This window comes from Microbacterium murale (assembly GCF_014635185.1).
In the GTDB taxonomy this organism is placed as follows: Bacteria; Actinomycetota; Actinomycetes; order Actinomycetales; family Microbacteriaceae; genus Microbacterium; species Microbacterium murale.
On the sequence record NZ_BMCM01000001.1, the window covers coordinates 941,381 to 968,166 of the forward strand.

General features: G+C 66.7%; 26 protein-coding genes. 7 read left to right on the forward strand and 19 right to left on the reverse strand.

What is annotated here, in order from left to right; all coding sequences use genetic code 11:
• The first annotated feature begins 16 nt into the window (after nt 1–16).
• Both IEV67_RS04570 and IEV67_RS04575 read left to right on the forward strand, forming a co-directional pair.
• Nucleotides 17–859: a DUF2510 domain-containing protein gene (locus IEV67_RS04570; RefSeq protein ID WP_188435355.1), complete on the forward strand. Its 843-nt coding sequence runs from the start codon at nt 17–19 to the stop codon at nt 857–859.
• Between the two features lie 294 nt (nt 860–1,153).
• Nucleotides 1,154–2,017, forward strand: a complete 864-nt coding sequence (locus IEV67_RS04575) for an endonuclease domain-containing protein (RefSeq protein ID WP_188435356.1) — start codon at nt 1,154–1,156, stop codon at nt 2,015–2,017.
• A 23-nt stretch (nt 2,018–2,040) separates the two neighbouring features.
• On the opposite strand, the gene IEV67_RS04580 is transcribed toward IEV67_RS04575, so the two are convergent.
• A complete protein-coding gene (locus IEV67_RS04580; protein WP_188435357.1) occupies nt 2,041–2,805 on the reverse strand; it encodes an alpha/beta fold hydrolase in 765 nt (254 codons plus the stop codon).
• 121 nt (nt 2,806–2,926) lie between these two features.
• Between IEV67_RS04580 and IEV67_RS04585 the strand changes: the two genes are divergently transcribed.
• Complete coding sequence (locus tag IEV67_RS04585) at nt 2,927–4,207, forward strand: MFS transporter (protein WP_188435358.1); 1,281 nt, start codon at nt 2,927–2,929, stop codon at nt 4,205–4,207.
• Between the two features lie 30 nt (nt 4,208–4,237).
• Here the strand turns inward: IEV67_RS04585 and ehuA are convergent, their stop codons facing one another.
• From ehuA to ehuB, 4 genes are read right to left on the reverse strand one after another with little or no spacing between them, the layout of a single operon-like run.
• Complete coding sequence (ehuA, locus tag IEV67_RS04590; RefSeq protein ID WP_306440980.1) at nt 4,238–5,020, reverse strand: ectoine/hydroxyectoine ABC transporter ATP-binding protein EhuA; 783 nt, start codon at nt 5,018–5,020, stop codon at nt 4,238–4,240.
• A gap of 16 nt (nt 5,021–5,036) precedes the next feature.
• Entirely contained in the window at nt 5,037–5,702 is a 666-nt protein-coding gene (ehuD, locus tag IEV67_RS04595) for an ectoine/hydroxyectoine ABC transporter permease subunit EhuD (protein WP_188435359.1), read from the reverse strand.
• Nucleotides 5,699–6,433, reverse strand: coding sequence for an ectoine/hydroxyectoine ABC transporter permease subunit EhuC (ehuC, locus tag IEV67_RS04600; RefSeq protein WP_188435360.1), 735 nt, complete (start codon nt 6,431–6,433; stop codon nt 5,699–5,701). Before ehuC ends, ehuD begins: the two co-directional genes overlap by 4 nt.
• Before the next feature lie 10 nt (nt 6,434–6,443).
• A complete protein-coding gene (ehuB, locus tag IEV67_RS04605) occupies nt 6,444–7,334 on the reverse strand; it encodes an ectoine/hydroxyectoine ABC transporter substrate-binding protein EhuB (RefSeq protein WP_188435361.1) in 891 nt (296 codons plus the stop codon).
• A 238-nt stretch (nt 7,335–7,572) separates the two neighbouring features.
• On the opposite strand from ehuB, the gene IEV67_RS04610 reads away from it, so the two are divergent.
• Complete coding sequence (locus IEV67_RS04610; RefSeq protein ID WP_188435362.1) at nt 7,573–8,334, forward strand: GntR family transcriptional regulator; 762 nt, start codon at nt 7,573–7,575, stop codon at nt 8,332–8,334.
• 24 nt (nt 8,335–8,358) lie between these two features.
• Here the strand turns inward: IEV67_RS04610 and IEV67_RS04615 are convergent, their stop codons facing one another.
• The 4 genes from IEV67_RS04615 to IEV67_RS04630 all read right to left on the reverse strand — a co-directional run bounded on the left by IEV67_RS04615 (nt 8,359) and on the right by IEV67_RS04630 (nt 14,346).
• Complete coding sequence (locus IEV67_RS04615; protein WP_188435363.1) at nt 8,359–11,019, reverse strand: penicillin acylase family protein; 2,661 nt, start codon at nt 11,017–11,019, stop codon at nt 8,359–8,361.
• A gap of 104 nt (nt 11,020–11,123) precedes the next feature.
• The gene (locus IEV67_RS04620) at nt 11,124–12,992 is read right to left on the reverse strand and encodes a YhgE/Pip family protein (protein ID WP_188435364.1); all 1,869 of its coding nucleotides are present in this window, start codon (nt 12,990–12,992) and stop codon (nt 11,124–11,126) included.
• Nucleotides 12,989–13,687, reverse strand: coding sequence for a hypothetical protein (locus IEV67_RS04625; RefSeq protein WP_188435365.1), 699 nt, complete (start codon nt 13,685–13,687; stop codon nt 12,989–12,991). Before IEV67_RS04625 ends, IEV67_RS04620 begins: the two co-directional genes overlap by 4 nt.
• Nucleotides 13,684–14,346, reverse strand: coding sequence for a TetR/AcrR family transcriptional regulator (locus IEV67_RS04630; RefSeq protein ID WP_188435366.1), 663 nt, complete (start codon nt 14,344–14,346; stop codon nt 13,684–13,686). Before IEV67_RS04630 ends, IEV67_RS04625 begins: the two co-directional genes overlap by 4 nt.
• A 196-nt stretch (nt 14,347–14,542) precedes the next feature.
• On the opposite strand from IEV67_RS04630, the gene IEV67_RS04635 reads away from it, so the two are divergent.
• Together IEV67_RS04635 and IEV67_RS04640 are read left to right on the forward strand one after the other, a co-directional pair.
• Nucleotides 14,543–17,131, forward strand: coding sequence for an immunoglobulin-like domain-containing protein (locus IEV67_RS04635; protein WP_229702720.1), 2,589 nt, complete (start codon nt 14,543–14,545; stop codon nt 17,129–17,131).
• A 58-nt stretch (nt 17,132–17,189) separates the two neighbouring features.
• Nucleotides 17,190–17,783 carry a type 1 periplasmic-binding domain-containing protein gene (locus tag IEV67_RS04640; RefSeq protein ID WP_188435368.1) on the forward strand — a complete coding sequence of 198 codons (594 nt, stop codon included), beginning with the start codon at nt 17,190–17,192 and terminating at the stop codon, nt 17,781–17,783.
• Nucleotides 17,784–17,822: 39 nt separating this feature from the next.
• On the opposite strand, the gene argG is transcribed toward IEV67_RS04640, so the two are convergent.
• The 3 genes from argG to IEV67_RS04655 form a co-directional block, all read right to left on the reverse strand.
• Nucleotides 17,823–19,256: an argininosuccinate synthase gene (argG, locus tag IEV67_RS04645; protein WP_188435369.1), complete on the reverse strand. Its 1,434-nt coding sequence runs from the start codon at nt 19,254–19,256 to the stop codon at nt 17,823–17,825.
• 75 nt (nt 19,257–19,331) lie between these two features.
• Nucleotides 19,332–19,772, reverse strand: a complete 441-nt coding sequence (locus tag IEV67_RS04650; RefSeq protein ID WP_306440974.1) for a PIN domain-containing protein — start codon at nt 19,770–19,772, stop codon at nt 19,332–19,334.
• A complete protein-coding gene (locus tag IEV67_RS04655) occupies nt 19,732–19,962 on the reverse strand; it encodes an AbrB/MazE/SpoVT family DNA-binding domain-containing protein (RefSeq protein ID WP_229702722.1) in 231 nt (76 codons plus the stop codon). The genes IEV67_RS04650 and IEV67_RS04655 overlap by 41 nt, the downstream gene beginning before the upstream one ends.
• Nucleotides 19,963–20,024: 62 nt before the next feature.
• Between IEV67_RS04655 and IEV67_RS04660 the strand changes: the two genes are divergently transcribed.
• Nucleotides 20,025–20,729, forward strand: coding sequence for a ZIP family metal transporter (locus tag IEV67_RS04660; protein WP_033105532.1), 705 nt, complete (start codon nt 20,025–20,027; stop codon nt 20,727–20,729).
• Nucleotides 20,730–21,009: 280 nt separating this feature from the next.
• Here the strand turns inward: IEV67_RS04660 and IEV67_RS04665 are convergent, their stop codons facing one another.
• The 7 genes from IEV67_RS04665 to IEV67_RS04695 all read right to left on the reverse strand — a co-directional run bounded on the left by IEV67_RS04665 (nt 21,010) and on the right by IEV67_RS04695 (nt 26,782).
• Complete coding sequence (locus IEV67_RS04665; protein ID WP_188435370.1) at nt 21,010–21,270, reverse strand: hypothetical protein; 261 nt, start codon at nt 21,268–21,270, stop codon at nt 21,010–21,012.
• A gap of 169 nt (nt 21,271–21,439) precedes the next feature.
• Nucleotides 21,440–22,537, reverse strand: coding sequence for a hypothetical protein (locus IEV67_RS04670; RefSeq protein ID WP_188435371.1), 1,098 nt, complete (start codon nt 22,535–22,537; stop codon nt 21,440–21,442).
• Nucleotides 22,531–23,301, reverse strand: coding sequence for a hypothetical protein (locus tag IEV67_RS04675; RefSeq protein WP_188435372.1), 771 nt, complete (start codon nt 23,299–23,301; stop codon nt 22,531–22,533). The genes IEV67_RS04670 and IEV67_RS04675 overlap by 7 nt, the downstream gene beginning before the upstream one ends.
• Nucleotides 23,298–24,443, reverse strand: a complete 1,146-nt coding sequence (locus tag IEV67_RS04680; protein WP_188435373.1) for a vWA domain-containing protein — start codon at nt 24,441–24,443, stop codon at nt 23,298–23,300. Before IEV67_RS04680 ends, IEV67_RS04675 begins: the two co-directional genes overlap by 4 nt.
• On the reverse strand, nt 24,440–25,426 hold the full coding sequence (locus tag IEV67_RS04685; RefSeq protein ID WP_188435374.1) for a VWA domain-containing protein: 987 nt from the start codon (nt 25,424–25,426) through the stop codon (nt 24,440–24,442). Before IEV67_RS04685 ends, IEV67_RS04680 begins: the two co-directional genes overlap by 4 nt.
• Nucleotides 25,417–25,908 carry a hypothetical protein gene (locus IEV67_RS04690; protein WP_188435375.1) on the reverse strand — a complete coding sequence of 164 codons (492 nt, stop codon included), beginning with the start codon at nt 25,906–25,908 and terminating at the stop codon, nt 25,417–25,419. Before IEV67_RS04690 ends, IEV67_RS04685 begins: the two co-directional genes overlap by 10 nt.
• A complete protein-coding gene (locus IEV67_RS04695) occupies nt 25,895–26,782 on the reverse strand; it encodes a DUF58 domain-containing protein (RefSeq protein ID WP_188435376.1) in 888 nt (295 codons plus the stop codon). Before IEV67_RS04695 ends, IEV67_RS04690 begins: the two co-directional genes overlap by 14 nt.
• Between the last annotated feature and the right edge of the window lie 4 nt (nt 26,783–26,786).

The window sequence follows — 26,786 nt, forward strand, 5'->3', positions numbered from 1 at the left end:
CGACGGAGGGTGGCGCATGAACGCACAGCCGGGATGGTACGACGCCGGGGTGCCAGGGGTGCAGCGCTGGTGGGACGGCGCGCAGTGGACCGTGCATGAGCGCGGGGGCGAATCAGTGTGGGCCGCGGCGCAGCCGATCCAGCATCCAGCGTCAGCGGCTCCGATGGGCTGGTTTCCGGTGGTGGGCACCTCAGATGTGCGATGGTGGGATGGCGCTGGGTGGACGCCATACCGTCTTCGAGACGGCAGGCCGCGCCCGGATGCCTTCGCGATAGAACCGGGAGGCAACGGGTTCGCACTCGGCATCGTCTTCATCGCGCTGAGTATCACCCAGTTCAGCACCTCTCAGTTCCTCGACGGGCAGCCCTTCTTCGCCTTCACCCCCTTCGTGTTCCTGGTGGCCGGTGCCCTCTGGCTCATCGGAGGCTTTCGCACGCGTCAGCTGACCGCGCACCCCGCTCCGTCGACTGCGCCGGTTTTCGATGCGTCGACCCGTCCGCTCCCCGGTGAGGTGGAGGGAGCCGGAGCCGGGTGGTTCGCGGTGTCCGGCTACGTCACTCGCTGGTGGACGGGAACCCGGTGGAGCGCCTATGTCGGGCAGAAGATCGGCGTGCGACCGACCCAGCACGGCGAGCGCTCGTACCGCGTCTCAATGATCATCGGGTGGGTCTTCGCCGGGCTCGGCGCGCTGGGCACGGTGCTCGGATTCGTACTGATCTACGCGCTGGGTCGATGGGTGGGCGTGGCCATCGCCGTCCCCGGATTGATCGGCCTGCTGATCGGCGGACTCGTGGTCGTGCTCACCTACATCCGCCGGTACACGATGATCCTGCCGTCGCAGGCTCCGCCGCTCGACTGACCTCGCGCTGTTCACAACTCCGCAGAGAACCGGCGATCTCAGGCGGATCGGTGCGGATCAGCCGTCTTGCCGTCCGTCCTTGAGGAGTTGTGAACGTGAGTTGACCGTTCACCCTCCCTCCACTCGATACAGTCGGCCAAACTTATCCCCGATAGACGCCTTTCGGGGCTCAGCGGTCGGTAGCGCACGCCGAGAATCCTGTGATGAGCGACAACCAGAAGAGCGTGGCCGGCACGGTGCCGGGTTGCATATACGAAAGTGGTCTTCACCCGCGCCGAGCTGACAGGATCAGGCATGTCCGGGCGGGACATCACCGAAGCGGTGCGTTCGGGTCACCTCCTGCGGCTTCGGCGCGACCGCTATGCGCGAGTGCCGATCGATGAAGACGTCGCCGAGGCCGTCCGCGTCGGCGGTCATCTGTCTTGCCTTTCATTACTGAAGTCGATGGGGATCTTCGTGCTGGTGTGCACGGGCCTTCACGTGCAGATCACGCAAGGCACATCCAGGATCCGGAAGCCGAAGTTCAGGACCACGAGGCTGCACTGGAACCCCGTCCGCGAGTGCGAGACCATTCATGCGGCGCACCTGCACGATGCTTTGAGGCAAGCGATCCGCTGCCAATCCGCGAGGGCGGCCCTCGCCACTCTCGACAGCGTGCTGCATCACAAGCTGATGACGCTGAACCAGCTTGAAGGCGTGTTCTCGACCCTGCCGGCGCGCTACGGGGTGCTGCTGTCTCTCGTCGACCCGACAGCCGCATCCGGTCCGGAGACGTTCATGCGTTTGATCCTGCGAGCACTCGGACTGCGGTACGAGACGCAGGTCCACCTCCCGGGGGTCGGCTACGTGGACTTCCTCGTGGAGGGCTGGCTCATCATCGAGTGCGACAGCAAGGAATGGCACGAGGGCTGGGACAAACAGGTCGAGGACCGACACCGAGACATAGCCGCCGCGAAGCTCGGATGCGTGACGATCCGGCCGCTGGCAAGCGAGATCTTGCATGATTCAGCCCGGGTGCGAGAGTCCGTCGCGTCCGTCATTGAAGTACTCGGTCCGCGTTTCATGCCGGACGCTGTTCGCAACTCCTCAAAGACGAGGAGTTCGGTGTCCTGTACGCGTGCGAAGGCTACGATTCTGGCAAAATTAGAGGAGTTGTGAACGAGAGGCGAAGCAGCCGCGCGTCAGAGCGAGCGGGCGAACTCCGAGATCAGGTCGGCCGCCAGTGCGGCGTCGCTGATCAGGGTGCCGTGGCCGTGATCGGGGATCTCCTTCATCTCGGCCGGCCCTGGTACGAGACCGACGATCTTGCGGCACCAGTTCACCGGCGCGAGCGGGTCGCGCTCACCGCGAAGCACGAGTACGGGGCACTTCACCTGCGCGTATGCCTTCTCGGGCTCGTGCACGACCGTGGCGCGGATCTTCCGGATCAGATGCGGCCCGCCACGCAGGTACTCGCGGGCTCCGCGCCACAGCACCTCCGGACGCTCGCCGACCAGATCGCGCAGCAGGTACGTCGCCTGCTCCCGGATGCTGCGCGTCGCACTGTTCACCGTGGGACCGGCGAGTACCAGACCGTCGACGAGCTTCGGATGCCGCGCCGCCAGTTCAGCGCCGATCTGGCTGCCCATCGAATGACCGATGATCACGGCATCCGTGACGTCGATGCTGCGCAGGAACGCCGCGATCAGGTCGGCGTGCCGCGCCATGGTGAGCGTGCGCTCCGGCTCCGGCGCCTCACCGAATCCCGGCAGATCGAGGGCGATGATCCGCCCGGGGAGGCGTTCGACGAAATCGAGGTAGACGCTGCGCCCCATCCCGATGCCGTGCACGAGTACGTAGGGACGCGCGCCGGTGCCGAAGTCTTCGGCGATGAGGGTCGCGCCGCCGTGCTCGAACTCGATGACGGATGCTGGCGCGCCCTCAGGAGCGAGAAGACGAGAAGGCATGGATCGACCCTATCGAGGGATGCTGACTGCCAGCGGCGTGGGCGGGCTGTGTCCGCGCCCTGTGTGAAACTGTCATGTGCCTTCGCAAGACCCCACCCCGACCGACACCGTGAAGCCCCGCATGCGAGAGCGCCTGGCGCAGACGTTTGCCGACCCGGTGCTGCGCGCGCTGGTGACTGCGACCGCGGTGTCGCGCATCGGTCGAGGAGTCTTCCTCACGGTCACCGTGCTGTTCTTCACGCTGATCATCGGGCTGAGCGCCGGCGAGGCCGCAGTGGTGCTCGCCGTCTCCAGCGCGTGCGGCGTGCTCGCATCATTCCTCGGCGGATGGCTCGCTGATCGGTGGAGCGCACGCCGCCTGGCCTATGTCTTCGAGACGCTCGGAGGGTTGCTGCTGGCGACCTACGCCTTCGCCGACACCTTCGTCGCAGCGCTCGTGATCGCGAGCCTCGCGGGGTTCTTCGACACGATCGGGTACTCGTCGCGATCCGCCATCATCGCCAGGGGATTCGCACCGGAGCGGCGGGTGCGCGCCCGGGCCGTGCTGCGCACGGTGACGAACCTGTCGATCGCGATCGGCTCAGGCATCGCCGCAATCGCGCTGGCACTGGGCACCGCTGAGGCGTACCGGGTCGTCATCGTCATCGCGGGTGTCATCGGCGTGCTCGGTGCGCTGCCGCTGCTTCGGCTGCCGGCGTCCGTCGACGCCCCGGTGCGCGAGGTCGACGCCGTGCTCACCGAAACCGGATCGATCGACACTCGCGGCACGGCCCAAGCCACCCTCGCCGCGAGGCTGGACTGGCGCCGCCGCTCGCCGTGGCGCGATCCGCGGTACCTGCTGCTCTCGTTCCTCTCGGCGGTGTTCGGCATGCAGTTCGGTGTCGCAGAGCTCGGGATGCCGCTGTGGGTGACGCAGCGTACGAACGCTCCCGAGTGGGTCGTCGCCGTGCTGCTGATCGTCAACACATCGCTCGTCGTGCTCTTCCAGGTGCGCGCGTCGCGCGGTACCCATGACATCCGCATCGCGGGGCGGGTGACGATGATCGCCGGGTGGCTGATGGCCGCGGCCTGCGTGATCTACGCGCTCGCCGCCGGTCTGCCGGCCTGGATCGCGATCGTCGTGCTGATCGCGGCAGCCGTGACGCACACCTTCGCCGAGATCCTCTCGCAGGCAGGGGCCTGGGGACTCAGCTTCGAACTCGCCGATCCCGTGCGTGCCGGTGCCTATCAGGGCGTGTTCGGCATGGGGTTCTCGCTCGGCGCGCTCGCCTCGCCCATCGTCGTGAATGCGACGGCGATCACATTCGGACTGCTCGGATGGGTGATGCTCGGTGCGATCTTCCTCACCGCGGCGTTCGGCATCTGGGTGATCTCGCGGCGCGCCGCCACCGCGGCCGGCTGAGCCGAGGACGCGGACTCGCCTAGCCGCCGCTCAGAGCACGGCCGAGAGGAAGTCTCTGGTCCGCTGCTCCTGCGGATCGCTGAAGATGTCCTCCGGCTTGCCCTCTTCGACGATGCGACCGCTGTCGAACATCAGCACTCGATTCGAGACATCACGGGCGAACTGCATCTCGTGCGTCACGATCAGCATCGTCACATCGGTGTCGCGGGCGATGTCGCGCAGGATGTTCAGCACCTCGCCGACCACTTCGGGGTCCAGCGCGCTGGTGACCTCGTCGAGCAGCAGGATCTCGGGTTCCATCGCCAGCGCCCTCGCGATCGCGACGCGCTGCTGCTGACCACCGGAGAGCTGGGTGGGGTGGGCGTTCTCCTTGTCGGGCAGCCCGACCTTCTCGAGCAGCGCACGGCCGCGCTCGATCGCTTCCTTCTTGGAAAGTCCGAGCACATGCACCGGCGCCTCGATGATGTTCTCGATCACGGTCATGTTCGGGAACAGATTGAACTGCTGGAACACCATGCCGATGCGCTTGCGCATCTCATTCTTGTGCTTCTCCTTCAGCTCGACCCGCTTGCCGTCCCGCGAGTAGTGCGTGAGCGGCTTGCCGTCGATGAGGATGTAGCCTTCGTTCGCCTCTTCGAGTGTCATGACGAGCCGGAGGATGGTCGTCTTCCCCGACCCACTGGGTCCGATCAGCGTGACGCGGTCGCCCCTGCGCACAGTGAAGTCGAGGTCGTGCAGCACGACGTGATCGCCGAAGCGCTTCTCGACCTTGTCGAACAGGATCGCCGGCAGCTCACCGTCATCGAGCGTGATCGCACCGGTGTGGGTGTCAAGCGGTGGTGTACTCAAGACGTTTCTCCAATCGTCTGGCCAGCAGTGAGCTCAGAAGGCTTGCGACCAGGTAGATGAGTCCGGCGATGATGATCGCCTCGACGAAGCGGAAGTTCTTGCTGCCGTACAGCTGCGCCTGGCGCACCATCTCGACGACGGTGATGACCATGAGGAACGGAGTGTCCTTGAACATGGAGATCACGTAGTTGGCCAAGGCCGGCAGCGTGGAGCGCAGCGCCTGCGGGATGATCACGGCGGTCCACGTGCGTCCGGGTGACATCGACAGCGCGGTCGTCGCCTCCCACTGGCCAGGCGGAACCGCGTCGATGCCGGCGCGGTAGACCTCTGCCATGTAGGTGGCGTAATGGATGCCGATGATGATCGTGCCGAGCACGAGAGGCGGGACCGTCGTGAACACGTAGTACGCGAACAGCAGCTGCACCACGAGAGGTGTCATGCGCACGAAGTTCATCAGCAGAGTGATGACGGCGGCGATGGGGCGCGGGGCTGTACGGCGCCCGAGCGCGATCGCGAGTCCGAGGATGGCGGCGATGATGCTGCCGATGATCGTCACGACCAGCGTGACGGTGAGGAACTTCTCCAGGATGTCGGGGAACGCCGCAATGGCGTGATCCCAGCTCCAGAAGCTGTTGTCGTCGTTCATGCGGCCTGACCAGCCCCCTTCATGTCGGGGACCGGTGTGGTGGTGATGGAGTCACGCCACTTCCCGCCCTGCCCGAGACGGTGCTTGGCGCGCGTCTCGAGCGCGTTCATGCCCAGCGTGAGCAGGTAGGCGATCGCGAAGTAGATGAGCAACCCGAGTCCATACGCGAAGTACACGTCGGTCTGCACACGCAGCTTGTTCAACTCGGCCGTGAGGTCGACGATCGTGATCAGGTAGACGACGGCCGTGCCCTTCAGCAGCTGGATCAGCAGGTTGTTCAGCGAGGGGAGCATGAGCGCCCAGGCCTGCGGGAAGATCACCCGCCACATGCGGTGCGAGCGGGACAGGCTCAGGGCTGTGGTCGCTTCCCACTGACCGGCCGGCACCGAGTTGATCGAGCCGCGCACGACCTCGGCGCCATAGGCGCCGTAGTTCAGGCCGAGGGCCAGGATGCCGGTGAAGACGGCAGGCATCTCGATCTCGAACGGCGGCAGCGGCAGCACGAAGAAGAAGAAGAACAGCTGCACGAGCAGCGAGGTGCCGCGGAACAGTTCGATGATCGTGCGGGCGATGCCGCGCAGCACGATGTTCTCGAATCGTGCCAGCAGCCCGAGGCCGATGGCGACGATGATCGCCAGGAGGGCGCCGCCCGCCGTCAACTGGAGCGTGATGAGCACTCCGTCGACGAGTTGGGGCAGCGCCCGCCAGAGCGCGTCGAAATTCTCAGTCACAGGAGCCGGATCAGCCCAGCTCGCCGGAGCAGAGCTGCTCGGTGGTCAGATCGGCCGGGGGCAGGTTCTCCGCGGTGAAGCCGAACGGCTCGACCAGGTCGAGGTACTTCGTCTCATCGCCGGTGATCTTGGCGAGTTCCTCGTTGTAGGCCTCGAGCAGCTCGGTGTCGTCCTGGCGGAACACCGTGGCGCCGGCGCCGATCTGCTCGACCCCGTCGATCTCCTGCACGAAGGCCTCTGTGGTCTCGACGTCGTCCATGCCCTCTGTCATCCAGTTGAGCGAGACGGCGGTCAGAGTGAAGGCGTCGGCACGACCGGACTGCACGATCTCGATACCGGCCTGGGCACTGTCGACCGGCACGGTGTTCGCGATGCCGAGGTCGGTCGCGTAGCCCTCTTCGATCGCACCCGACTGCACCGCGAGCGTGACGTCTCCGGCCGCGGCGACCGAATCGAGGTCGCTGAGGTTCTTGGGGTTGCCCTTGGGGACGACGAGGGTGGTCGTGTACATGATCTCGGGATCACTGAACGCGGCCTCTGCGCAGCGCTCAGGGAGGATCGACATGCCGGCGCTCACAGCGTCCCAGCGGCCGGCGTTGAGCCCGGGGATCAGCGAGTTCCAGTCGACCTCCTCGACCTCGATCTCGTCGATGCCGAGATTCTTGAAGATCTGCTCGTGCATCGCGATGGTCGCGCCCGTCGGCTCGCCATCCTCGACCCACGAGTACGGCTGCTCGGAGGCGATCGCGAGTGTGATCTTGCCCTCTTCCTGCGCCTTCTCGAGCGTGTTCATGCCCTCGGTGTCGCTGCCGCCGCCTGATGAGCACCCGGCGAGAAGGCCGAGCGTCAGGGTTCCGACGGCGACTGTGGCGATGCCGATCCGTGTCGTTCTCTTCGTCATGATGTCCTCGCGTTCCGTATGAGTTCCGTATCCGGGCGCTCTGCACGGGCGCCGTTGACCGTGCCCCAGACTATGGAATCTGTCGATGGATGTACAGTCAGGCGCGCAGATTGTCGACACGTATACAAAAACGTGATCATGAGGCAGACTGAGGAATCCTGATTCGACTTCGCAGAACGACGCGGAGGATCGACAATGAGATGTCCGCGGTTTCGCGCGACGGCTGGAAGGGATGCACATGGCTTCACACACCCCTCGCGCGGTTTCGCCGATCTCAATGGTGCGCGTCGCGCGACCGTCGACCGTCGACCTCATCACCGCCGAACTGCGCAGTGCCATCTTCACCGGCGCTCTGCCGGTGGGCAGCCCCATCGGCGAGGTCGAGATGTCGTCGCAGCTGGGCGTGAGCCGCAGCCCGCTGCGGGAATCCACCCAGCGACTCGTGCAGGAGGGGCTGCTCACCGCATCCCCAGGCCGCGGCATGCGAGTGAGCGTCATCGGCCCCGAGCACGTCGCCGACGTGTACGACGCGCGCCTTGCCATCGAGGCCCAGGCCGTGCGGCTGATCATCAGGTCGGGTGCCGCGTCGGTACTCGACAGGCTTGAGAACGCGTATGCCGAGCTGGTCGCCGTGAGCGAGGGGACGGATGCACGCGCCATCGGCGATGCCGACATCGAGTTCCACCGAGAGCTCGTCGATTCGGCGCGCAGTCGCAGACTGACGCAGTACATGGCGACGCTCGCGATCGAGACGCGCATCGCCAGCTTCAGCGACCCGGGCGGCTACACCGTTCGCCGTTCTGTCTCGGACACCTATCGGCAGTTGCTCGACGCGCTCGCCGCGGGTGACGTGCCGGCGGCGTTCCTCGCACTGGAGCAGCAGTTCGCCGAAGCCGTCGCGAGGTTGACCGGCAAGGACGACGATGTCGAGACGGTCGAGACTCCGGCCGATGCCGCGCCGCCCGCGATCGGACCGATCGAGCTCACCGAAGAGGTCTGATGGCGGCTGCCGAGATGCCGGTGCTCAGTCCGTCGGCGCCAGCACCAGCGTGTCGACGGTCGCCTCATCCACGGCATCCGCGGTGAACGCCCACGGCGTCTGGACGCCGCGTGACCAGTTCTCGGTCTGATCGACGTAGTGCGCGTGGAACGGATGCCCTGAGGCGCCGGTCAGGTGATTCCACGTCGACGCGTCGAAGTCCGACAGGTCGATGACCATGCGCATGGAGGGCACGGTGGTCGTGGCGTATCCCTCGCCGAGTTCCCAGCCGGTGGCGTTCACGACCGACGGCCCGCCGCCGACGGGATAGGGTCCGCGGTTGAACAGCGCTTCGATCGGGGCGATGCCGGATGAGCCGAGCGTGGCGTTCTTCAGCGTGATGGCGTGCAGGTCGCCCCAGTTCCATCGCGAGACCGCCGTGCCCTGCAGACCGGCGAGCTCGTCGTAGGCCTGCTCGGCAGACAGGGCGAGCATCTCTTCCATTCCGGAGACGTCGATGTTCTCGTTCGTCCAGAGCGGGTCGGTCGGGTCGTCGAGCAGCGCCGAGACCACCGTGAACAGGCGGCCCTGACCGTCGTGCGGCAGCGGCTTCTCGCGCTGCTCGAACAGGTTCAGCACCAGGTTCGACCACAGCACGTTCGCATAGGCGGCCGCTGCCGAATCCGCGTTGTTCTGCGCATCCCAGGTGCGCAGCAGCGCGATGGCGTCTTCAGGGCCGGTGCCCTTCACCTCGATGTCGGCCACGACCGCCGCGAGCTTCTTGCCGATCCACATCTCGTTGTCGTTCTGGATGTCGCGCATGTCCTGCGCGGTGAGCGGTGCCGCCGCTGCGCGGCGTTCGATCATGTGGGTGATCCGAGCGGCGCGGTAGCCGTAGTCCCAGTCGCGGGAGAGGAAGTGGTCGTAGTCGTCCGTGACGATCGCGTTGTTCGCCGTGACGATGTATCCCGAGCTCGGATTGTAGGAGACGGGCAGCTCTTCGAAGTCGATGAACCCGGTCCAGTCATAGCTGCTGTCCCAACCGGGCTGCGGGATCCATCCGTCACCTGCGCCGCGGATCGGCAGACGGCCGGGCGCCTGGTATCCGATGTTGCCCTCGACGTCAGCGTAGATCAGGTTCTGCGCCGGCACATCGAACAGCGATGCCGCATACCGGAAGTCTTCGAAGTCCTGAGCCGTGGCGAGGGCGAAGATCGCGGTCGCGGTGCTGCCGGCATCCAGCGCCGTCCAACGAAGGCTCACGGCGTACTCGCCCGAGAGTGCGGCTGACGCATCCGTCTCTCCCTGGGTGAGGGCGTCGCCGTCTGCCGCGACCTGACCGTCGGCGACGGCGGTGAAGTCATCGGTGAGGCCGGAGATGATCGGACCGTGCACGGTCGAGCGGATGGTGAGATCGATGTCGTCTCCGCCGGCGACCTTGACCGTCTCTTCGCGCACGTCGAGCGGCACGAGGGCGCCATCGCGCCAGTACTCATCTCCGTCGACCTTCTCGATGTAGAGGTCGGCGACGTCGGTCGTGAGGTTCGTGAAGCCCCAGGCCACCTGGGCGTTGTGGCCGATCACGATGCCCGGTAGGCCGGAGAACGAGAAGCCGCCGACGTCGAACGGGCATTCGTCGGTGACCTCTGAGCAGCGCAGCTGCACCTGATACCAGACGGACGGCAGGGATGACCCCAGGTGCGGGTCATTCGCCAGGAGAGGCATGCCGCTCTCGGTGAGCTGACCGGAGACGACCCACGAGTTCGATCCGATGCCCTCGCCGACATCTCCGACCAGCATGCTCGCCGCCGCGACGACACTGTCGGCGTCCTGCCACTCGATCGTGGACACCGCGGTCTGCACCTGCGAATCGTCGGTCGTACCCGCATCCGTCGAGAAGGCGGCGGGCGCGGCATCCGTTGCCGCCTCGAGGGCGGGCACCGTCGACAGCTTGGGAACGATCACCGGGTTCTGGTCGAACGGATACGCGGGGTAGAGCTGTTCGAGCAGATCGACGCTCTCGGCCGGGACCGCTGGGTCGCCGACCTCGGCGACCAGAAGTGCGCGCTCGGTCTCGTCTTCGATGTTCGTGCGCAGGTCCCATGCCATCGCCTTGAGCCAGGCGACGGAATCCGCCGGTTCCCACGCCTCGACCTCGTAGTGGGGGTTCTGTATGCCGAGAACGGCATATTCCAGGGAGAGGTCGGCGCCGTCACGCGTTTCGAGGTACGCGTTCACGCCGTCGGCGTATGCCTGGTAGTAGGCGAGCGTGGTCTCGTCCATCGCCTCGACCTCCTGCTCGGCGACATCGCGCCAGCCGAGTGTGCGCAGGAACATGTCGGTCGGGGCCTGCGATTCGCCGAACATCTCGGCGACGCGGCCTGATGTCACGTGCCTGCGGAAGTCCATCTCGAAGAAGCGATCCTGCGCGTGCACGAAGCCCTGCGCGTAGAACAGGTCGTGCGAGGAGTCGGCGGTGATGGTCGGCACGCCGAGGTCGTCGCGCTGCACGGTGACCTCTGCGGCGAGCCCGCCGAGTTCGATCTCGCCGGCGGTCTGCGGGAACGACCGCTGGATCGTCCAGACCACGAAGAACGCCGCAGCGACCGCGATCACGGTCAACCCGGCGACGACTCCGAAGGCGATGCGGCCGATCCTGACTCCCAGACGGCGGGATGCAGGAGATTCGACAGGTTCGATCGTCATTGAGCGTTCTTTCAGGGTCGCCGGCGGGATCCGGTCTCACCGTTCCCAGGAGCGCGTTTCGGGACGCGCTCTGGAAGCCTACTCTCGATCGCCATCGCGCCGACTCACCCGATCAGACTCGGCTGCAGATCGCGCAGCGTGCGGCGATGCGTCATCCGTGTCACGCCGATCATCGCGAGCAGCAGTGCGCCGACGAGCCACATCGCGAGCACTGCCAGATCCCACCACGCACGCGCGAAGTTGCCGCCGTACATGAGTTGGCGCATCGCATCCACGACATAGCCGAGCGGCAGCACGTGATGCAGCGCGGCGAGTGGTGCAGGAAGGGTCTGCCACGGGAATGTGCCGCCCGCCGTGACCAGTTGCAGCACCATGAGCACGAGTCCGAGGAACTGACCCACCGACCCCAGCCACACGTTGAGTGCCAGGATGATCGCCGCGAACGTCGCTGACGCGAGCACCATGACCCCGAGCGTGCCGAGCGCATTGTCGAAGCGGAACCCGAGCGTGATCGCCAGAATGCCCATGAGCCCCACCATCTGCAGCGCACCGAGGGCGGCAGGGGTGAGCCAGCCGGCCAGGGTGATGCGGACGGGGGAGTGCAGCGCGGTGACGGCCCGGCGAGACACGGGCTTCACGATCAGGAACAACGCGTAGATGCCGATCCAGGCCGCCAGTGCCGCGAAGAACGGAGCGAGCCCCGCGCCGTAGTCCTCTGCCGACGCGACCTTGTCGCTCGAGACACGCAAGGGATCGGAGATCGTGTCGGCCTGGGCCTTGCGCAACTCCGGTGTGGATGCCGGAATCTGCTCCACCCCGTTCGCGAGGCCGTCGCGCAGTTCGACGGTGCCGTCGGCGAGGGTGGCGAGGCCGTCGCGCAGTTGGATGGCGCCGTCGTTCGCCGCGGCAGCACCGGTCGCCGCAGCGCTGGCGCCGGTCGCCACTGTGCTGGCGCCGTCGGACAGCGTGCGTGCGCTCGAGGCCAATGTGGCCGCGCCCGCGGCGAGCTGATCGATCCTGCTCACAGCATCCTGCACTGTGGTGTTGCCCTGCTGCAGCCGCTCTCCGAGCGGATCCAGTTTGGCGAGCACGGCGTCGATCTCCTCCTGCGTCAGTCCCTGAGATGCAAGGGTGTCTGCGATGTCAGTGCGGATCTGCGGGAGCGTGTCTGCGGCATCCTGCACGATGCCTCCTGCCTGATCGGCGACGTCGGCGATCTGCTGATTGCCGTCGCTGACCTGCTGCGCACCATCGGCGAGCTGGGAGGCGCCGCTCGCGAGCTGAGCCGTTCCGTCGGCGAGCTGCGCGGTGCCGTCTGCGAGCTGTGTGGTCCCGTCGGCGAGCGTCACGCTGCCGGTGGATGCCGTGGCTGCACCGTCCGCGAGCTGGGAGGCACCGTCCGCCGCATCGGACAAGGAGTCGCGCACATCGCTGAGTCCAGTGAGAAGGCGTTCGGCTGCTTCACTCCCGACCATCTGGGCGACGGAACTGCGGATCTTCTCCACCGCCTGCGTGCCCATGGAAGAGGCCAGGTAGTTGTTGGCGTCGTTCGTCTCGAGCTCGATGACCGCCTGGTGCGGATCCGTACCGGAGGCCGACGTCAACGCTGCGGAGAAGTCGGAGGGGATCGTCACGGTGAAGTCGACCGTGCCGTCGTGGAGCGCCGTGGTCGCGGCATCCGCCGTCATCTTCTGCCAGTCGAAGGCATTGCCCTCGACGAGGTTCTCGGCGACGTCGTCACCGTAGTTGACGGTCTCGTCCGCTCCTTCGGCGTTCGTGCTGGTGGCGCCCTCGTCCTGCACGACCAGCGCGACCGGCACCTCGGAGAACTTGGCGTACGGGTCCTGATTGGCCCACAGGTAGAGGCCGCCGTAGAGGATCGGTACGCACATGAGAGCGATCAGGGCGATGATGCCCATGCGGCTCGCCGTGAGGCGCCGCAGCTCGGCGGCGATCATGGGGATGACCTTCATCGCAGGCCTCCTTCCTCGTTCGGGTCGTCCTCGTCGGTGTCGTTCTCGGCCAGCTCCAGCACCAGCGGGGGGATCGGACCGGAAGCGTTGATCGCCTCCAGCTCGTGCATGCGCTCGAGGGCGACGGCCGCGGAGCCGCCGATGATGACGAGCATGGCGTAGCCGCGGTCGGCGAACTCCGACGCGATGCGCCACCACCCGTCCGGGCTGCCGCCGTGGCGGTCGGGAGAGACGAGCACGATACCCTCGGTGCCCTTGCGCAGCACGGCGAGCTCGCACATGATGCGCACGCGCGCGGCCGGGTCGACGTTGCCGATCGGCACCGAAGCCAGTTCTGCGAAGCCGAGCTGCGTGAGCCAGCGGCGGGCGTGGATCGGCGTCGCACCGACCCCCGCGAACATCAGTTCCTCTCCGACGACTCCAGCAACGGTGATGTCGGCGTGAGGGTCGCTCACGTCCGGCGCGTCCACGAGGGCGATCGTGCGCCGCAGCAGGCGATTGTCCGTGTCGCCGTCGATCGTCACTCGACCGGTCTCCGGGCTCATCCGTCCGCTCGCGATCAGGCCGAGCACCGTCGGGCGTTGTTGGGTCTCGGCCAGGGCGAACCGCACGGCGCCGGTGTGGAATTCGAGGCTCGTGGGGGGCAGAGCCTGGCCGCCGCGCCCCTTGCTCACGTTGTGGAGCGTGATCCTCATGCGTCGACCTCCTGGTCGTGCTCGATCGAGGTGCGCGAGGTGGCGATCGTCTCGGTCTGGATGATCTCGGGATGCCTGGCGAGCAGTGCGTCGGCGTCGCGCCAGGAGAGCCCGGCGATGCTCAGGACGGCGCGGACGGCGGTGGCCGCGGCATCCGGGCCGATCAGATCGACGCGCACGACCGCACGGGCGGTCTCCTCGATGAGACGGGCGAGTACGTCTCCGGGCACGTCGGTGCGCAGCGTGCCGGTGCGGCGCCCACGCTCCACGATCTGCGACACCGTCCGGCGCAGCGGCGCGAGTGCGGCGGCGGTGTCGGCGACGTGCGCATCGTCGAGCGCGATGGCGGTGACCGTCTGGATGTGTGCGACCTCGTGCCAGAGCCTGGAGGCGAGCTGGGCGAGCGCCACACGGGCGTCGTCGGCGAGCGGCTGCTCGGCGAGGGCGTTGAAGCGCTGCGCGCCGATGCGGATCAGCTCGGCGATCAGAGCGGAGCGGTCGTCGAAGTGGCCGTACAGTGCTCGACGCGAGAGGCCAGCGGTGCGGGCGATCAGGTCGATCGAGGCGTTGGGGTCCCGGGTGAGCGCGGTGCGGGCGGCGACCAGGATGCTCTCGCGATTGGCCTGCGCGTCGCGGCGGGGTGCGCGAGCTGCTGTCATGCGACCTATTCTACGATCTTGCACACTATTGTGCAAGATCGTGTGTGCGGGAGCGAAGATTGGCCGTCGCCGGCTCAGTCGTCGCCGGCGACTCCTACGCGTCGCCTCGCGTTCATCAACCGCTCACCGTCACGTCATGGAAGGTGAGTGCGCGCTCCCTAGCCTCGTCAGGTCCGACTGCCCAGAGCCATCCGAGATGGAGTCAACCGACGACATGCCCATTCCACGCAAACCCTTGAGACGCGCCGGCGCCGGAATCATCGCAGTTTCACTGGCCGCGACCGCATGCATCACGTTCAGCACCTCGGCAGCGAACGCCGACGAGCTGCCCGAGAGCTTCATCGACACGGCATCCACAACCTGGAACTACTCCGACACCAATGTCGATCCGGCCGCTGGAGCGTCCGATCGCCTCGTCTGGACCGGTGCCGACTACGACGCGTCGTCCTGGAAGAGCGCCGTCGGCGCCTTCGGCGCGAAGAACGGTCAGCCCACCGGCCTCGGATCGTCCTTCCCGGTGACCACCTTGCTCTCGCAGTACATCGCGGGCACGACCGACGATGTCCCCACCTTCCACTTCCGCACCGCGTTCGACGTCGACAGCGCGCAGCTCGCAGAGCTCAGCGGCCTGACCGCCACGGTCACCTACGACGATGCGCTTCAGGTGTTCGTCAACGGCGAGAAGGTCGCGGGCTTCGAGGACGAGCGGGTCGAGGCCGCAACGGAGACCGAGCGCAACCTCACCTACGCCGGCAACAGCAACGGCGACCCCGTCACCTCGACGTTCACGATCGACGCCGAAGACCTCGTCGAGGGCGAGAACACCGTCGCCGTCGCGCTGTACCAGGACCGCATCAGCAGCTCGGACATCTACTTCGACTTCAAGAGCCTCACGCCCGTCGTCGAGGGCGAAGAGCCCGCGACCGCCTACAGCGACATCGTGCTGAACATCGGCTCCGATGAGACGAGCCGCAACGTCACCTGGTACACGAACACCGACAGTGCGCAGACGCTGCAGTACGCCAAGGGTGCAGACGCAACGAGCTTCCCGACCACGGGCGTCACGACGATCGATGCGGCCGGCGCCGCGACCACGAGTGGCGAGTTCAACCGCCGCGCGGCCATCACCGACCTCGAGGAGAACAGCTCCTACGTGTACCGGGTCGGATCCGAGTCGGCCGGCTGGTCCGAGCCGAGCGTCTTCACGACCACCGCCTTCACCGGCGACTACGAGTTCCTCTTCTTCGGTGACCCGCAGATCGGCGCCTCCGGCAACGCGCAGAGCGACGGTGCTGGCTGGGCCGAGACGCTCGACATCGCCACCGAGACGTACCCGAACAGCGAGCTGCTGTTCTCCGCAGGCGACCAGGTGAACACGGCATCCAGTGAATCGGAGTACGAGTACTACCTCGCACCCGAGCAGATGACGCAGATCCCCACCGTCCCGGTCAACGGCAACCACGACGTCGGATCCAAGGCGTATGAGCAGCATTACACGGTTCCGAACCTCGACCCCAACGCCGGTGCGGCCACGAGCGGATCATCCTCCGGAGGCGACTACTGGTTCACGTACAAGGACGTGCTCTACGTCGTGCTGAACACCAACAGCGATGACGACCAGAGTCACATCGACTTCATGGAGAAGGTCGTCGCCGAGCACGGCGATGAGGCAAGCTGGCAGGTGCTGGCGTTCCACCACTCCATCTACTCGGTCGCCTCGCACGTGTACGACACCCAGATCGAGCGCCTCCGCAATGCGCTGCCGACCGCGATCTCGGACCTGGGTTTCGACCTCGTGCTGCAGGGTCACGACCACAGCTACACCCGTTCGTACCTCATCAAGGACGGCGAGCTCGCCAACGCCGAAGAGGTCGCAGGACAGTCGGAGATCTCCGCCGGCGAGGGCGAGGTGCTCTACGTCACCGCCAATTCGGCGAGCGGTTCGAAGTACTACGACGTCAAGGCGCCTGACGCCTGGTACGGCTCGGTCATCAACCAGGAGAAGGTGCGCAACTACTCGCACATCGAGGTGACCGGGTCATCCATCACGGTCAAGACCCTGCGCAGCGAGGTGCACGGATCGGATGCCGTGAACAGCGTCGTCGACGAGGTGACGCTCGTGCGTGACGATGTCACCGCTCCGGAGATCACCCTTCCCGAGAACGACGAGATCGTCCAGGGCGAGGAGTTCGACCGGCTCGAGGGCGTCTCCGCCGCCGATGATCGCGACGGCGACCTGACGTCGTCGATCGAGGTCACGGGAACCGTCGACGTCGACACGCTCGGTGATTACGAGCTCGTCTACACGGTTTCGGATGCTGCCGGCAACGCGGCTTCGGCCACCCGTACGGTGACCGTCGTCGACGCTCCGGTCGTCACGCCTCCGGCGGACGAGGCCACGATCGCGGTCTCGGGTGAGGCCGTCCAGGGTGGGAAGATCACGTTCGCGGGCAAGGGCTTCACCGCCGACGAGTCCGTGACCGCCGTGGTGCACTCCGATCCCGTCGAGCTCGGCCAGTTCGTGGTCGCGGCTGACGGCACGCTGAGCATCGGATGGACCATCCCGGCGGACTTCGCCACGGGTGGCCACTCGATCGTCATCACGCTGGCCGACGGCACCACCGTCACCGGCGAGTTCACGGTGGCAGCGGCTGCCGCAGCCGGTGGCGGCCTCGCCACCACGGGTGCGGAACTGCCGCTCACGATCCTCGGGATCGCGCTGATCATGCTGATCGGCGGCGGCATCCTCGTCGCCCGTCGCCGGCTGATCGCGAACCGCGACTGAACCGTCAGGATGCCCCGGGCTGCTGCAGCCCGGGGCATCCGTGTCTCCTGGAGAACCCATGCGTCACCGTCTTCTCGCCGCCGTGCTCGTCGCGGTGGCTCTGGTGCTCACCGGGTGCGCGGTGGGTGAACCGAACGCCGACACCACGCCGTCGTCGGCCGAGACACTCGACCCCCAGCTGGTCCCGGGCTCGACGCTTGATGCGTCAGCGGTGACGGATGCTGCCGCTGACGGCTTGCGACTTGCGGTCGTCGCGCCGGCCGAGATCGGCGAGCAGGAGCAGGCCGCGCTGGACGAGATCGACGCCTTTGCCGGTCGCAGTGGCGGATCGGTCGTCGTGCATCCGAGTGTCGATGAAGCCCTTGCCGACGACGCCGATGTGGTCGTCGGGATCGGACCGAGTATGGTCGGCGCGATCGATCTCGCGTCTGCCGCGAATCTGGAGAGGTCGTTCCTCGTCCTGGGCTCTCAACTCGCCGAACCGACCGGCAATGTCATAGCCGTGGTCTGGCCCGGTGCCGATGAGCGCGCCGTGTTCGCGAATGAGGAACTGCCGTTCCTCGCCGCCGACACCTACGCGGGGCGGGCGATCGAGACAGGCCTCGGCGCTTTCGCATCCGGCCTCGACGGGCAGGTGATCGCGCTCGACTGAACGCGCCGAACCACTTGTCGGCGTCTGATGACCGGCGGGTCAGTCGGTGCCGGAGTCGAACGCCGCGCCCTCGGACGCCGTGTCGACGGCATCCGCCAGCTTCTCGTCGCCGTGATCGACGGAACCGGTGATCTCGGACGCCTCGCCCGCGGTGACGCGTCCGACGAGCTCGCCCGTGGCCCCGCCGACGAGGCCGAGGCTCGCGTACTGCTCGAGGCGCGAGCGCGAGTCCGCGATGTCGAGGTTGCGCATGGTGAGCTGTCCGATGCGGTCGACCGGGCCGAAGGCGGCATCGCCGACGCGCTCCATCGACAGCTTCTCCGGTCCGTACGAGAGGTTCGGGCTGACGGTGTCGAGGATGGTCCAGTCGTCGCCGCGGCGCAGGCGGATCGTGACGGTGCCGGAGATCGTGAGGCCGACCCAGCGCTGGATCGACTCGCGCAGCATGAGCGACTGCGGCTCGAGCCAGCGTCCCTCGTACATCAGGCGGCCGAGGCGGCGGCCCTGCTCGTGGTAGGTCGCGAGGGTATCCTCGTTCAGGATGCCGTTGACGAGGCGCTCGTAGGCGATGAAGAGCAGCGCCATGGCGGGGGCCTCGTAGATGCCGCGTGACTTCGCCTCGATGATGCGGTTCTCGATCTGGTCGCTCATGCCGAGGCCGTGGCGTCCGCCGATCGTGTTCGCCTCGTTCACGAGTGCCACAGGATCGCTGTACTCGACGCCGTTGATGGCGACCGGGCGGCCGGCTTCGAAGGTCACGGTGACATCTTCGGTCTCGATCGCGACCGAAGGGTCCCAGAACTTCACGCCCATGATCGGGTCGACGGTCTCCAGCGAGACGTTCAGGTGCTCGAGGGTCTTCGCCTCGTGGGTGGCGCCCCAGATGTTGGCGTCGGTCGAGTACGCCTTCTCGGCGGCGTCACGGTAGGGGAAGCCGTGCTCGACGAGCCATTCGCTCATCTCCTGGCGGCCGCCGAGCTCGGTGACGAAGTCGGCGTCGAGCCAGGGCTTGTAGATCCGAAGGCGCGGGTTGGCGAGCAGGCCGTAGCGGTAGAACCGCTCGATGTCGTTGCCCTTGTAGGTGGAGCCGTCGCCCCAGATGTCGACGCCGTCCTCTTTCATGGCGCGCACGAGCATGGTGCCGGTGACGGCGCGGCCGAGGGGGGTCGTGTTGAAGTACGTCTTGCCGCCGGAGCGGATGTGGAACGCACCGCACTGCAGTGCGACAAAGCCCTCTTCGACCAGTGCGGTCTTCGCATCGACGATGCGGGCGATCTCCGCGCCGTACTCGAGTGCGCGCCCGGGGATGGACTCGATGTCATCCTCGTCGGGCTGGCCGAGGTCTCCGGTGTAGGTGCAGGGGATCGCGCCCTTGTCGCGCATCCATGCGACGGCGACGGAGGTGTCGAGTCCTCCGGAGAAGGCGATGCCGACGCGCTCGCCGACGGGCAGGGACTGGAGGACCTTGGACATGGCGTCCATTCTATCGGCGCGCGGCGTGGCGCCCGTTCGGGCGACTGGATGCTGCGCCGATCGCCCGCTCGCAGGTCAGACGAGCTTCACATCGACTCCGAGTGCCTGATACGTCGGAACGGCGCGTCGGTCGCAGGACAGCAGACGGATTCCGGACTCCCGTGCGGCCAATGCGACGAGCCCGTCGTAGACGGCTCCGCCGGCGATACCGGATTCGGCGAGAATCGAAACGGCCCGGACCGATACGTGGGAATCGAGTGCGACAGAATTCGGGAAGGCTCGCTGGATCATCTCCGCGGCCCTCGGTGCTGTCACACGGGATGCTCCTGGCAGCCTGGTGAGCACTGAATACGTCTCGGCCGACGCATGTCCGGCCAATCCGCGGGTCAGATGGCGCGTCATTTCACGCAAGGTGTCGTGGCGGGGATCATCCCTCAGCATCAGCGCGATCGCTGCACTCGTGTCGAACAGAATCTCAGCGCTGGTTGCCAAGGCGCAGTTCCCGAATGTCATCATCGGTCAGGGTGGGGCCACCGGTGATGACGAGCAGGCCGTCCTTCTCGACGACGTTGTCGTGCGTCTCGACCTCGATGCGGATACCAGTGCCGTCCATGATCAGATCGACTGGCCCGGGAATCATCCCAAGACGCTCGCGCAGAGCTGCGGGGATCACGATCCGTCCTGCCTTATCCATGGTTGCCTTCATGCCATCAGAATACCATTGGAATGGTGCGGGCGACAGTGCCAGGGTGATTCGAGGAGGTGCGCATGATCCAGGCGGTGCTGTGGGGTGCGGTGGCGGCCGCGCCGCTGTTCATCGGCGCAGTGCTCGCGCTGCTGCGCAAGTGGCCGCCGAAATGGCTCGGTATCGTGCTCGGATTCGGCGCCGGAGCGCTGATGGCATCGATCGCCTTCGAGCTGTGGGAGGAGGGGCTGAACCTCGGCGGTCCCATTCCGCTCGTCGTCGGCGTCGCCGCCGGTGCCCTCTGCTACTACGTCGCCGACCGCATCGTCGAGCGCCGCGCCTCCGCTTCACAGGGGTCGGCCGGCGGCCCACTCGCGGTCGGCGCCCTGCTCGACGGCATCCCGGAACAACTCGTGCTCGGCATCGGACTGGCCTCCGGTGAAGGTGTCAGCGTCGCCCTCGTCATCGCGATCGTCGTCTCCAACCTGCCCGAGTCGATCGGCTCGGCCGCCGACCTGCTCGACGGCGGCATGAAGCGATCTCGTGTGCTGTCGCTGTGGGCAGGCGTCGCCGTCGTCTGCGCGATCGCGACGATCGCCGGCTACGCACTCGCGGATGCGGTGAGCCCCGAGTTCCGCGCCGGAGCCAGCGGCTTCGCTGCCGGAGCCCTGCTCGTCATGCTCGTCGACTCGATGGTGCCCGACGCGCAGTCCAAGGCGAAGGAGTCGACGGGCCTCGCCACCGTTCTCGGATTCGCGCTCGCCGCAGGGCTGTCGCTGGGGGCGTGAGACCGAGCATTCGGCTACTGCCTCCCGTACTTGCGGAAGGCATTCTGCTTGGACGTCCGCAACGCGACGCCGATCATGGTCCATGAATCACCGGCTTCACGAGCCGCCGCAACTGCGGAGCGAAGTCGGGCATCTGCCGTCCCGACCGCATCACGCGCTGCCGCGATCTCACGGAGGTGCCTTGCGTCACGCATCGTTCCCGTGCCGATGCTGTCGATGAATGCATCGATATCTGTGTCATGGATGCGAGGTGGACTGGTCTTTGACATTGGGGGACTCCTCAGAGGAATCGATAGCGACTTGGTCGAAGTATGTCGGCGTGAATGATGAGGGCGGGGTTCTCGGCTGGCACGAGCACCAGCTCAAGAAAGTGGCCAGCACGGTCAGCCCCGATCACGAGGATGCGAATCTCTCCGTCATATTCCTGCTCTCGGTAACGAATCATGTGGTCGAGTGCATGCAGCATGTCGGCGTCCGGGATTCGGTGCTTTCGCGCACTCTGCGCGATCCGAACACCGTCATCATATCGTTTACGCGTCATAATCGTCAATGTTTTGATGACGTAACTGTCTGGCCAGATTGCCCATACCCTGATTCAAGTCGTCGGTGCCTACAGCCAAAGGCACTAACGAACGATCGGTGGAGAACCACGTTGGTACTCGACCTGTGGAGTGCGAGTTACGGGTGGCGGCCACCGAAAGGGCCGCGGCTCAGGACCCGGGGTACTCCTGCATCCGTGTCTCGAACTCCTCGCGGTCGCCCTCGCTGAGCAACTGGGGAGCGAGGAAGTAGATCTGCAGCCCCTCCAGAGGCTCGCCCGTGCGGGCGCTCTGCGCCTCGCGTTCGCCGGCGAACTCTCCGGTGGGGTCGTTGGAGAGGTCGTAGAGCACGGCGTAGAAGCGCAGCGGATCCGGGTAGTTGTCGGAGTAGTACTCCCAGGTGTTCTGCTCACGCGGATCGGCGCTGCCGTAGAACTTCTCCTGGATGGCGTCGTCCATCCCCGACGACGGCTCGTTGAACGAGTACAGACCGTACATGCCGTACTCGGTGACGACCTCTTCGATGACGTCCATCACGGCGACCTTGCGGTCGTAGTCCTGGATGGGCTCGTTCGTCATCCACGGCACTGACGTGTACTGCACCAGCATCGACTCCCCGCCGTAGCCGTTGCGCTCCGGACGGAGGTTCTCGGTACCGGCCTCGGTCCACGTGTAGCCGAACTGCGTAGACAGGCGATCGCGGATCTCGGCCAGCATCTCCTCGCTCTGCGCCCGCACCTCCTCGAGCGAAGGCTGCGCGAGGACCGTGCTCGAGGAGGTGTCCTTGATCCCGGGGTACGCCTCCTCGTGCTTCTGCTCCTCGGTCTTCTCACCTTCATAGTTGCCTGACGCCGAGGTCTGCAGCGCGCTCATCGCACCGACGGTCGCGACGTTGAGCATGAGGGTGACGATGAGAGCGGATGCCGCGAGTACCCGCCCGCGGCGTGAGAACAGTGCAGCGATCACGACGGCGAGCACGACGAGCTGCAGCGTCAGCATCGTCACGCCGTACAGCGCGTCCGTGCCGCCGGACAGCAGCGTGCCGAGCAGCACGACCGCGAAGAGGATCGCCGCGACCAGAGCGACCCAGCCGATCACGTTCGCCGGCTGTTTATCCTGCGTCGCCTCGGCCGTGCTGATCACCGGAGCGCCGGAAGGCAGTGCGGTCTGCACGCGCTTGGCGCCGTGATAGCCGCCAGGCGGCGGCACGGGAGGTGCGCCCTCGGTACCGGCGATGTAACGCGCGCGCTGCTTCTCGGGCTCTACCATGGCTTGTCCGTCCCGCCGCCGGGGCCGTCTTCGTCGCCCTGGTTCTGCTCGCGCTCCTCGGCGCCCTGATCGAGCTTGTCCTGCAGCTCGTCGAGCTTGTCCTGGTCGGGCTGCTGCGGCTGCTCCTGCTCTTCGCCGTCGCCCTCCTGGGGCGGCGACTGCTGCACCTGGGCCTGCTGCTGCTTCTCCTGCAGCCGATCGCCGAGTTCATCGAGGGTGTCGCTCATGCTGCGGTCGGGATCGGGGGACTGCGAATCGGCCTCTTCGCTGTTGCACTCCTCCGGCGTCTCGGCCGTGATCTGCAGCGCCTCGCCGTACAGCTCCGCCCCGCCGGGTCCGTCGCCCCCGTCGACCGCGGCATCGCCCTGGCGTTCGATCACGATCGCAAGGTTCACCCGCACCGCGCACACCTCGAGGCCGTGAGCCAGGGGCAGAGCCTCTTCGAGCTTCACGCGAGCACCGTCGAGATCCTCGGATCCTGCCAGCGCGGTTCCGACGTTGTACGGCGCCTTGTACGGCTCGAACCAGTTCAGGAACTCCTGGCCCTCGGCCGCCGCCGTCGAACCCGCGTAGTCGGCGACGACATAGGTCGTGATCGCCTGGTGTGCGAACGCGTACATGCTCAGCAGCTTGCCGACGAACAGCAGCGCCGCGATCGTGAGGGGCAGGGTTCCGATCGCGACCCAGCGGCGGATGCGCCGGCGTCGACGGTTCGCCGCGAGCAGAGCGGCCGCGGCGTCCGCCTGCGTCGGTGCGCCGGTCATGCGTCACCTCCTGACGGCGGGGCTGGTTGTTCACTTCGACTCGCTGGCGCTCGCTCAGTGCGTTTCGTCTCGCTGCGCTCGCTCAACGACCCGTGGGCGCTGCGCTCGCTCAACGACCCGCGAGTGCGCGGTCGGGCGAGTCCGCGCATCTGCGCGATGAGGATCGTGGCGCGGGCGATCTCGACGCCGAGCAGCAGCACCATCACGAGGGCGAAGATCCAGTAGAGCTCGATGACATTGCCGACCGACCCCGACTCCGTGTAGTTCGTCGTGGTGGTCGGCGCCTCCGGCAGCTCGATGTCAGCATCGACGGAGCGCAACTGGTACTCCACTCCGAGGTCGTCGGCGATGGTCTGCAGATTCGCCTCGTCGACAACCGACATAGCCTGCTCGCCCTGATACTCGATGTACTCGCCGCCCTCGTCGGACGAGAGGCTCCCGGAGGTGACCTTCATCGGCCCGCCTTCGCTGGTGCCGTAGCCGAGCACCGCGCCGCCGTCGGTGTACTCCGCGCTGGCAGAGAACGATTCGGGCTCGGTGCTGACCGTCTGCTCGCCGTCGCCGAGGTAGAACACCATCCGCGAGCGGTCGGGAGCCGATTCGGCTGCGGCCTGCAGCGTCTCCTCGACCATGGCGCTCGCGATGCCGATCGAGCTGCCCCGCGACTGCGCGGTGACCTCGGGGCGCAGCACCTCGAGCGAGGAGATCAGTGCCGTGGCATCGGTGGTCAGCGGGAGCCGCAGCTCGGCGGCCGCGTCGAAGCTGATCAGCGCGAAGCGCGCTCCCGGGTACTCGTCGACGATCGACTGCACATCAGCACGGACGCCGTCGAGCCGCTGCGCGTCGCCGTCCCAGTCCTCCGCCACGATGCTCGCGGTGGTGTCGACGACGATGAGGATGTCGGTGTCTGTCGCGAGGGTCTCGGTCGCGCCCCCTGGAATGCCGGGGCGCAGCAGCATCATGAAGCAGGCCAGCAGCATCAGCAGGCGCAATCCCCAGATGACCGGTGGGGCGCCGGTGCCGGCATCCGCTGAACCGGCCTGAGGACGCACCGCCTTCACCAGCATCCAGACGACGACGAAGGCGACGGGCGCGAACAGCAGCACCAGCAGGAAGATGTTGAGCACGGGTTGGAAGATCACAGCCTGACCCTCCACAGCAGCACCACGAAGCCGAGGGCCATGACCAGCAGCACCGCGATCCACAGATTCGGGTTGTCGGTCCACACGACCTGTGCCTGGCCGCGCAGCTCGGTCGCCTCCTGCTTCTGGACGTCTTCGATGATGTCGGAGACGGTCGTGGTGTCGCGCAGGCCATAGGCCTTGCCGCCGGTCGCCTCGGCGGCAGCGACGAGCTCCGCGCTGATGTCGGTGTCGACGCCCTGCACTGGATTGAGCGCGAAGACTCGCACCCCTGCGGATGCCGCGTAGTTCGACGCCTCCTCGAGGGTGACGATGGAGTCGCCGTTCACCTCGTTGTCGGTGGCGAGGATGATCGAACGGGAACGCTCGTCATCGAGGTGATCGAAGCGCATGGCGCACGATGCGAGCCCGTCGCCGATCAGCGAGGCGCCTGGACCGTTGAGCGTGCCGACCCAGTGCTCAGGGACCTCCTCCATGTAATCGAAGCTCTCGCGGATGCTCTGCAGGTGCGTGCGGATGAAGTCGTAGTCGTCCGTGAGCGGGAAGATCTGCACGGGCGAGCTGTTGAAGATCGTCAGGCCGATGCGCTCGCCCTCGAAGCCGTCGAGCAGCTCTTCGAACACACTGAGCACCTCGACGTCGACGTCGCTCATCGACCCCGAGACGTCGAGGCAGAGCATGATGTCGCGGCTGGTGTTGACCGGCTGGATCGTCTCCGATGCCATCGGCCGTGCGGCCACGACCCCTGCGATCATGCTCGCGAGCACACCGAGCGCGAGCACGCCGGCGAGGGCGACGGTGCGGCGCCGGACGGCGTGCTGGAAAGACGGCAGTGCGCGCAGCCGCTCCGCTCGAGCGATCGGGGCGCTCTGCTGTTCGCGATGGCGAGCGTTTCGGCGAAGGCCGATGAGGAGCCCGACGCCGATCGCGATCACGATGACGGCGACCGCGATGAGGATGACCCACCAGTTCGCTAGTGCCATGAGCCCACCACCTTGTGCGCGGCCTCGACGCCGGCGATCGGATCGACCGCCGGTCCCTTGCGGAAGATGCTGGGGTAGTAGTGCCGCTGCAGCGCATCGATCAGCGCCGGCGGTACACCGAGCCGCACGAGGTCGTCGAGGGCGAGCACCGGGGCCTCCAGGCCGCTGTACTCGTTGACGAATGTGCGAACGACCCGGCTGAGCTCGAGGTTGGCGTGACGCGCCGTGAGCGAACCGCCTCGGTAGTCGGCCTCGATCTGCGCGATGCGCTCGTGATACTCCTGCCGCAGTTGCGTGAGCACGTCGGCGGTCATCGGCGCCGACGTCTGCGTGTCGCCGTACAGAACCATGCCGCGTCGCGGCTTCGTCAGGAAGAGCAGCAGCCACGCGCAGAGGATGAGGAGCGCGATGATGCCGAGCGCCAGCAGCATCCATCCCCAGCCGTACTGCGCGGGAGGGTAGAGCTCGTCAGTTCCGGACATCGGCCCTCCGGTTCAGCATGCGCAGCAGTTGCGGCACCGCGTCATCCTGGGTCTCGAGGGCTGTGTGGCTGATCTCGAGGCGATCGAGCAGCTCGTTCAGCCGCGCGGCATCCGCCTGCGTCTGGGCGATGAGCTCGCCGAGCACCTCGCGGTCGCCGTGCACGAAGTCGGGAACGGCCCATCGCGTGTTGACGTCGGCGCGCACCGAGTGCGAGGCGTGATCGAGCACGGGATTCGCGTCGCGGAGCGTGACCCACAGCACGTCGTGCTGCACGCGCAGACGGCGCAGCATCCGCTCCGTCTCGTCGGTGATCGGCGCATCATCGGTGATGATCACGACGATGCAACGGCGCGCGATCGTGCGTGCGACATAGGAGAGGAGTGCGTCGCGATCACTGGGCACGCGGCCCTCGCTGGTCGCCTGGTCGATCGTGCGGAGGGCGTGCTCGAGCGCCCCTTCGCTGCGCCCTGGTGCACGCCGGCGCACGCGCTCGGCATCGCCGTGGACGACGCTGAAGTCGTCGCCGTGGCGGAGGGCCAGGATGCCGAGGGCGCCTGTGGCGAGGATCGCGAGGTCTTTCTTCGGCTTCTCGTCGTGGGCGAGCGCCGTCATCGACCTGCCGGTGTCGACGACGAACAGCACGGTGTGCATCCGGTTCGCGCGGTGTCGCTTCACGAGCGGAGTGCCGAGGCGTGCGGTGGCGCGCCAGTCGATGTCGCGCACCTGATCGCCGTACTCGTACTTGCGCAGGTCCTCGAAGTCGAGGCTGCGTCCGTGCAGCAGTGACGCGTAGGCGCCGTCGAGCGCGTGCATCGACTTCTGCGACGAGTGGATGAAGAGCTTGCTCTTCACCTGCGTGATCAGGCTGGCCATGGGA

Coding starts and splice junctions, on each gene's coding strand:
- IEV67_RS04570 (WP_188435355.1), top strand. CDS start 17: ATGAACGCACAGCCGGGATGGTACGACGCCGGGGTGCCAGGGGTGCAG.
- IEV67_RS04575 (WP_188435356.1), top strand. CDS start 1,154: ATGTCCGGGCGGGACATCACCGAAGCGGTGCGTTCGGGTCACCTCCTG.
- IEV67_RS04580 (WP_188435357.1), bottom strand. CDS start 2,805: ATGCCTTCTCGTCTTCTCGCTCCTGAGGGCGCGCCAGCATCCGTCATC.
- IEV67_RS04585 (WP_188435358.1), top strand. CDS start 2,927: ATGCGAGAGCGCCTGGCGCAGACGTTTGCCGACCCGGTGCTGCGCGCG.
- ehuD (WP_188435359.1), bottom strand. CDS start 5,702: ATGAACGACGACAACAGCTTCTGGAGCTGGGATCACGCCATTGCGGCG.
- ehuB (WP_188435361.1), bottom strand. CDS start 7,334: ATGACGAAGAGAACGACACGGATCGGCATCGCCACAGTCGCCGTCGGA.
- IEV67_RS04610 (WP_188435362.1), top strand. CDS start 7,573: ATGGCTTCACACACCCCTCGCGCGGTTTCGCCGATCTCAATGGTGCGC.
- IEV67_RS04615 (WP_188435363.1), bottom strand. CDS start 11,019: ATGACGATCGAACCTGTCGAATCTCCTGCATCCCGCCGTCTGGGAGTC.
- IEV67_RS04620 (WP_188435364.1), bottom strand. CDS start 12,992: ATGAAGGTCATCCCCATGATCGCCGCCGAGCTGCGGCGCCTCACGGCG.
- IEV67_RS04625 (WP_188435365.1), bottom strand. CDS start 13,687: ATGAGGATCACGCTCCACAACGTGAGCAAGGGGCGCGGCGGCCAGGCT.
- IEV67_RS04630 (WP_188435366.1), bottom strand. CDS start 14,346: ATGACAGCAGCTCGCGCACCCCGCCGCGACGCGCAGGCCAATCGCGAG.
- IEV67_RS04635 (WP_229702720.1), top strand. CDS start 14,543: ATGGAGTCAACCGACGACATGCCCATTCCACGCAAACCCTTGAGACGC.
- IEV67_RS04640 (WP_188435368.1), top strand. CDS start 17,190: ATGCGTCACCGTCTTCTCGCCGCCGTGCTCGTCGCGGTGGCTCTGGTG.
- argG (WP_188435369.1), bottom strand. CDS start 19,256: ATGTCCAAGGTCCTCCAGTCCCTGCCCGTCGGCGAGCGCGTCGGCATC.
- IEV67_RS04650 (WP_306440974.1), bottom strand. CDS start 19,772: ATGATGACATTCGGGAACTGCGCCTTGGCAACCAGCGCTGAGATTCTG.
- IEV67_RS04655 (WP_229702722.1), bottom strand. CDS start 19,962: ATGAAGGCAACCATGGATAAGGCAGGACGGATCGTGATCCCCGCAGCT.
- IEV67_RS04660 (WP_033105532.1), top strand. CDS start 20,025: ATGATCCAGGCGGTGCTGTGGGGTGCGGTGGCGGCCGCGCCGCTGTTC.
- IEV67_RS04665 (WP_188435370.1), bottom strand. CDS start 21,270: ATGACGCGTAAACGATATGATGACGGTGTTCGGATCGCGCAGAGTGCG.
- IEV67_RS04670 (WP_188435371.1), bottom strand. CDS start 22,537: ATGGTAGAGCCCGAGAAGCAGCGCGCGCGTTACATCGCCGGTACCGAG.
- IEV67_RS04675 (WP_188435372.1), bottom strand. CDS start 23,301: ATGACCGGCGCACCGACGCAGGCGGACGCCGCGGCCGCTCTGCTCGCG.
- IEV67_RS04685 (WP_188435374.1), bottom strand. CDS start 25,426: ATGGCACTAGCGAACTGGTGGGTCATCCTCATCGCGGTCGCCGTCATC.
- IEV67_RS04690 (WP_188435375.1), bottom strand. CDS start 25,908: ATGTCCGGAACTGACGAGCTCTACCCTCCCGCGCAGTACGGCTGGGGA.
- IEV67_RS04695 (WP_188435376.1), bottom strand. CDS start 26,782: ATGGCCAGCCTGATCACGCAGGTGAAGAGCAAGCTCTTCATCCACTCG.